The following is a 4,716-nucleotide window of genomic DNA, read 5'->3' as shown; positions in this document are numbered from 1 at the left end:
TCGGCTACGTGGTGCCGGACCGCGCCCTGCACGGCTACGGCCTGACGCCCCCCATCGTCGAGATGGTGAAGCGGCGTGGCGCCGACGTGCTGGTGACCGTGGACAACGGCATGGCCAGCCACGAGGCCGTGACGCTGGCCCGCGCCCAGGGCATGAAGGTGCTCATCACCGACCACCACCTGCCCGTGGTGCTGGACGATGGCTCTTTCAGCCTGCCAGACGCCGACGTGATCGTGAACCCCAACCAGCCGGGCTGCCCCTTCCCCAGCAAGGCCATGGTGGGCGTGGGCGTGATGTTCTACGTGCTGCTGGCCTTGCGCGCCGAGTTGCGCCAGCGCGGTCGCTTCGACGCTGCCAGCCAGCCTCGCATCGATGCCCTGCTCGACCTGGTGGCCCTGGGCACCATCGCCGACGTGGGCCGGCTCGACGAGAACAACCGCCGCCTGGTCAGCCAGGGGCTCAAGCGCATCCGCACCGGCCGCATGCAGCCGGGCATTGCCGCGCTGTTCAACGCCGCAGGCCGCGACGCCTCGCGTGCCACCAGCCAGGATTTCGGCTTTGCCCTGGGCCCCCGCGTGAACGCCGCCGGCCGCCTGGCCGAGATGGGCCTGGGCATCGAGTGCCTGCTGACCGACGACCGGCGCCGCGCCACGGAGCTGGCCCAGCAGCTTGACGCCATCAACCGCGAGCGGCGCGAGCTGGAGTCAGGCATGCGCGAGCAGGCCGAGCTGCGCCTGGACTCGCTGCTGCCTGAAGGCGAGCCCCCGGCCGCCATCGCCCTGTTCGACCCCGAGTTTCACGAGGGGGTGGTGGGCATCGTGGCCTCGCGCCTGAAAGACCGCCTGCACCGCCCGACCTTCGTCTTCGCCATGGGCCAGGACGGTTTGCTCAAGGGTTCGGGCCGTTCCATCGCAGGCTTTCACCTGCGCGACGCGCTCGATCTGATCGGCAAGCGCCACCCTGGCCTGCTGCGCAAGTTCGGCGGCCACGCCATGGCGGCGGGCTGCACCATCGGCGAGGAGGATTTCGAGGTGTTCGAGCAGGCCTTGGTGCGCGTGGCCGAAGCCGGCCTGGACGCCAGCCTGCTGGCCCGCCAGTTGCCCACCGACGGGCCGCTGCCGCCCGAATGCTTCACGCCCGAGGCCGTGGCGCAGCTCGATGAGGCAGTATGGGGCCCGGGTTTCGAGGCGCCTGTGTTCAGCGACGAGGTGGAGGTCATCACCCAGCGCCTGGTGGGCACGCGCCACCTCAAGCTGAGCTTGCGCATGCAGGGCACGGTGCGCGACGGCATCTGGTTCGGGCGCAGCGAGCCTCTGCCCGCGCGGGCGCAGCTGGCCTATCGCCTCAGCCTGGACGAGTTCCAGGGGCGACAGCGCGTGCAGATGGTGGTGGAAGGCATGGCCGACTGAATCGGCGGCGACACAGCGCCAACGCTCCGGACGCCTAGAACCCAGGCGCCAGCGAACCCCCAGGCTTCAGCGGTAGGCCTGCAGGGCGCGGGCCGTGGCGTTGGTGGCCGGGGGCGCGAACGAGGTGCTTTCACCCGGGAACAGCATCCCCAGGGTGCGACCGAACGAGGCCGTGGCCCGGTGAACCGCCAGTTGCTGCTGCATGCAGCGGGTGCGTGCCAGCATCAGGCGCTGCACCAGTTCAGGCGACAGGGACTCCCCGCCACCTTGGCGCAAGCTGGCCAGCGACGCCGCCAGGCATTGTTGCAACAGCTGGGCCTGCCCATCGATGCGCTCGGCATCGCCCGATGCCAGGGCCTCGTCCAGGGCGGACAGGTGGGCATCGACCTCGGCCAGGCAGGCCGGGGTGTCGAAAGCAGGCGCAGCGTTGCGAGCCATGTCGTCAGGCCGGACCGCGTTGCAGCAGTTCCTTGGCGTTGCTGATCAGCTTGTCAGCGATCACCTCGGCGTCGACCTGGTAGCTGCCGTCGTCGATGGCCTGCTTGACCTTGGAGACCTTCTCCATGTCAACGACGCCATCTCCGCCAGCCATCAGCCCCGTCGCAGAAGTGGACAGCGTGACTTTTGCGCTCTGAGTGACGGGCCCATCGGTGGATGATGCTCGTCCGGAAGCATTGGTCGATGCGGCGCCTTCCGTGCGGCCGTTGACGGCGCCAAGCGCCTTGTCAAGGGGATTGCCGATTTTCATGATGTACTCCTAAGACCCGGCGTTTGCCGAGTGGTCACATCCGCGATATCGACGCGGCCTCGGAAAGACTTTAGCCTCGAATGAGGTTTCCCCCCGACCAAGGGGGGGCAATTTGAAAGATTTTGTCTCTGGAGGGGGGTCAAAGTGTCACCTCCACGAGGCGCTCACCCACCGGCTGACCACAAACAACGCGTCCCTGTTCCGTTCGGACGCGGGCGCAACGCCCCTCGTCGCCAGGAGCCAGCGCCACGCCCTCTGCCGCCACCATGAAGCCAGGGCCTTTGACGTTCAGTCGGACCGGATCGCCTGCGGCGAACCAGCGACGTGAGCGCACATCGGCCTGGCGCAGGCTTTGACCTGGTGAAATCGAACGCTGAACGGCCCGCCCCACGATGTCCGTTGGGCGAACCAGGGCGGGCGAATCCGAGGCGGCGAGGTCAACCTCGGCCCGAGCGACGTCCGACGCCGACACGATGCTGCCAGGACGCAGGGGCACGGTCGCGACCAGCGCCTGCCCCCAGACCTTGACCTGCACCGGCCAAAAAACGTTCCAGCGCACCGGTCCCTGCTCGCAGCGCAGGCCCACCCGCGTGCGCCCCCAGAGTTGGGCGCCGCCCGGCAGGTAGGCCTTGACGCGGTCACACGGCGCCAGGCGGATGCGGGGATCCAGCTGCCCCAGGCTGACCTCGACACGCCAAGGGGGCGTCTTGTCAGCCTGACGATGCTGGGTGTCTGCCGGGCCCTCGCGGCCTGGCTCGGCCTGGTGCGGCAAGGGTTGCTGCTTGAGCAGGCTTTCAACCTGCGCCTGCAAACCCAGTGTGGAGGCATTGCCAGGATCGGCCTGGGCAAAGGGTGCCCCCGCCAGACAGAAAACCAGGGTCAACGCCAGCTGGGCCCAGGCACGGGCCAGCCCGAGTGGGCGGCACGCGTGCGGGCTGTTGGCGGTGACGGGGTTCGGGTCCATGCCGCCAATTTAGTCAGCGGGCGCATCGCGCAAGGGCGGGAAATGAGGCCCGTTTGACGCGCTATTTCGGCTCATGTTCCGGCTCGCAAGGATCAACATCCCCTTCAAGCTGCGTCGACCTGCATCCCGGACCTCCGGGAGCAGCCCGCCGGAGGGATCCCACCATGCTGAACAGACTGACCGATTCGCTGAACTTCCAGGCCACCGCGCTCACGCTGCGGTCCGAGCGCCAGCGCCTGATCGCCAGCAACATCGCCAACGCCGACACCCCCGGCTACGTGGCGCGTGAATTCGATTTCTCGCAGGCTTTGAGCCAGGCCACCGGGCAGCGCTCAGCTGGCACCAGCCCCCTGGCGCCCAGCGCCGTTCGCCTGAGCAGCGGCCACGCCGGCCACATGGGCCTGGACGGCAAACCCGCTGGCGCCAACGCCGACCCGGCCCTGACCTACGCCACCAACGCCCAGACCAACCTCGACAGCAACACCGTGGACATGAACCGCGAACGCGCCAGCTTCGTGGACAACACCGTGCGCTACGAGGCCACCCTGCGCTTCATCAACGGCACGGTGCGCACGCTCAACACGGCCATCACCGGCCAGTGAGGCCCTGAGAGGAGACCAGCATGTCGATGTTCAAGATCTTCAACGTGGCAGGCAGCGCGGTCAGCGCACAAAGCCAGCGGCTCAACGTCGTGGCCTCGAACCTGGCCAACGCCGACACAGTCGCAGGCCCGGATCGCCAGGCCTACAAGGCCCGCCAGGTGGTCTTCAGCACCACGCCCATGGGCGATGTGGGCACCGCCGGCGTCAACGTCTCGCAGGTCACCGAGGACAACACCCCGGGCCGCCGCCAATTCGACCCCAAGCACCCGCAGGCCGACGCAGAAGGCTACGTCACCTACAGCAACGTCAACGCGGTCGAGGAGATGGTCAACATGATCTCCGCTTCGCGTTCCTATCAGAACAACATCGAGGTCATGAACACGGCGAAGTCGCTGCTGAGCAAGACGCTGCAGATGGGACAAGGTAACTGATCATGACCACCGCCGTCACCAACAACACCGCTGCCAGCAGCTCTGGCCTGGCCGCGACCGGCAACAAGTCGACCTCGAACGCCGACGCGCAGGACCGCTTCCTCAAGCTCCTGGTCACGCAGATGCAGAACCAGGACCCGCTCAACCCCATGGACAACGCCCAGGTGACGAGCCAGATGGCCCAGATCAACACGGTCACGGGCATCGAAAAGCTCAACACCACCATGAGCGGCATGAGCACCAGCATGGCCAGCATGCAGATGCTGCAGGGCTCGTCGCTGGTCGGCCACGGCGTGCTGTTCGAGGGCAACCAGCTCTTCGTCAACGAGGGCAAGGCCTCCGCCGGCTACGACCTGGCCGCCGCAGCCACCTCGGTGCGCATCGATGTGCTGAACTCGTCTGGCACGGTGATCGACTCATTCACGCAGACCGGCAAAGCCGCTGGTCGGCAGGGCTTCGACTGGACACCGCCGGCTGGCGTGTCCACCAGCGGCCTGAAGTTCCAGGTGACCGCCACCAGCAACAACAAGCCCGTCACGGCCACGCCGATGATGGGCGCGGG

Annotated in this window: 7 protein-coding genes; 4 read left to right on the top strand and 3 right to left on the bottom strand. The window is 67.6% G+C overall.

What is annotated here, in order from left to right:
- Nucleotides 1-1,409, top strand: a 1,409-nt coding sequence (locus B2W70_RS00910; RefSeq protein ID WP_286742058.1) for a single-stranded-DNA-specific exonuclease RecJ, incomplete at its 5' end; no start/stop codon positions are given.
- Between the two features lie 66 nt (nt 1,410-1,475).
- On the opposite strand, the gene B2W70_RS00905 is transcribed toward B2W70_RS00910, so the two are convergent.
- The 3 genes from B2W70_RS00905 to flgA all read right to left on the bottom strand — a co-directional run bounded on the left by B2W70_RS00905 (nt 1,476) and on the right by flgA (nt 3,121).
- Nucleotides 1,476-1,847 (bottom strand): hypothetical protein, encoded by a 372-nt coding sequence (locus B2W70_RS00905; RefSeq protein ID WP_286742057.1) that lies wholly within the window; start codon nt 1,845-1,847, stop codon nt 1,476-1,478.
- Between the two features lie 4 nt (nt 1,848-1,851).
- Nucleotides 1,852-2,157 (bottom strand): flagellar biosynthesis anti-sigma factor FlgM, encoded by a 306-nt coding sequence (gene flgM, locus B2W70_RS00900; RefSeq protein ID WP_286742056.1) that lies wholly within the window; start codon nt 2,155-2,157, stop codon nt 1,852-1,854.
- A 139-nt stretch (nt 2,158-2,296) separates the two neighbouring features.
- Nucleotides 2,297-3,121, bottom strand: a complete 825-nt coding sequence (gene flgA, locus B2W70_RS00895) for a flagellar basal body P-ring formation chaperone FlgA (protein WP_286742055.1) — start codon at nt 3,119-3,121, stop codon at nt 2,297-2,299.
- Nucleotides 3,122-3,285: 164 nt separating this feature from the next.
- On the opposite strand from flgA, the gene flgB reads away from it, so the two are divergent.
- The 3 genes from flgB to B2W70_RS00880 form a co-directional block, all read left to right on the top strand.
- On the top strand, nt 3,286-3,723 hold the full coding sequence (gene flgB / locus B2W70_RS00890) for a flagellar basal body rod protein FlgB (protein WP_286742054.1): 438 nt from the start codon (nt 3,286-3,288) through the stop codon (nt 3,721-3,723).
- Nucleotides 3,724-3,743: 20 nt separating this feature from the next.
- Nucleotides 3,744-4,154, top strand: coding sequence for a flagellar basal body rod protein FlgC (gene flgC / locus B2W70_RS00885; protein ID WP_286742053.1), 411 nt, complete (start codon nt 3,744-3,746; stop codon nt 4,152-4,154).
- A 2-nt stretch (nt 4,155-4,156) separates the two neighbouring features.
- On the top strand, nt 4,157-4,716 hold a 560-nt coding region (locus B2W70_RS00880), incomplete at its 3' end, for a flagellar hook assembly protein FlgD (protein WP_286742052.1).

This window comes from Aquabacterium sp. UBA2148, from assembly GCF_002328915.1.
GTDB classification, from domain to species: Bacteria; Pseudomonadota; Gammaproteobacteria; order Burkholderiales; family Burkholderiaceae_C; genus Aquabacterium; species Aquabacterium parvum.
This window is presented reverse-complemented; position numbering and strand designations above follow the sequence as displayed.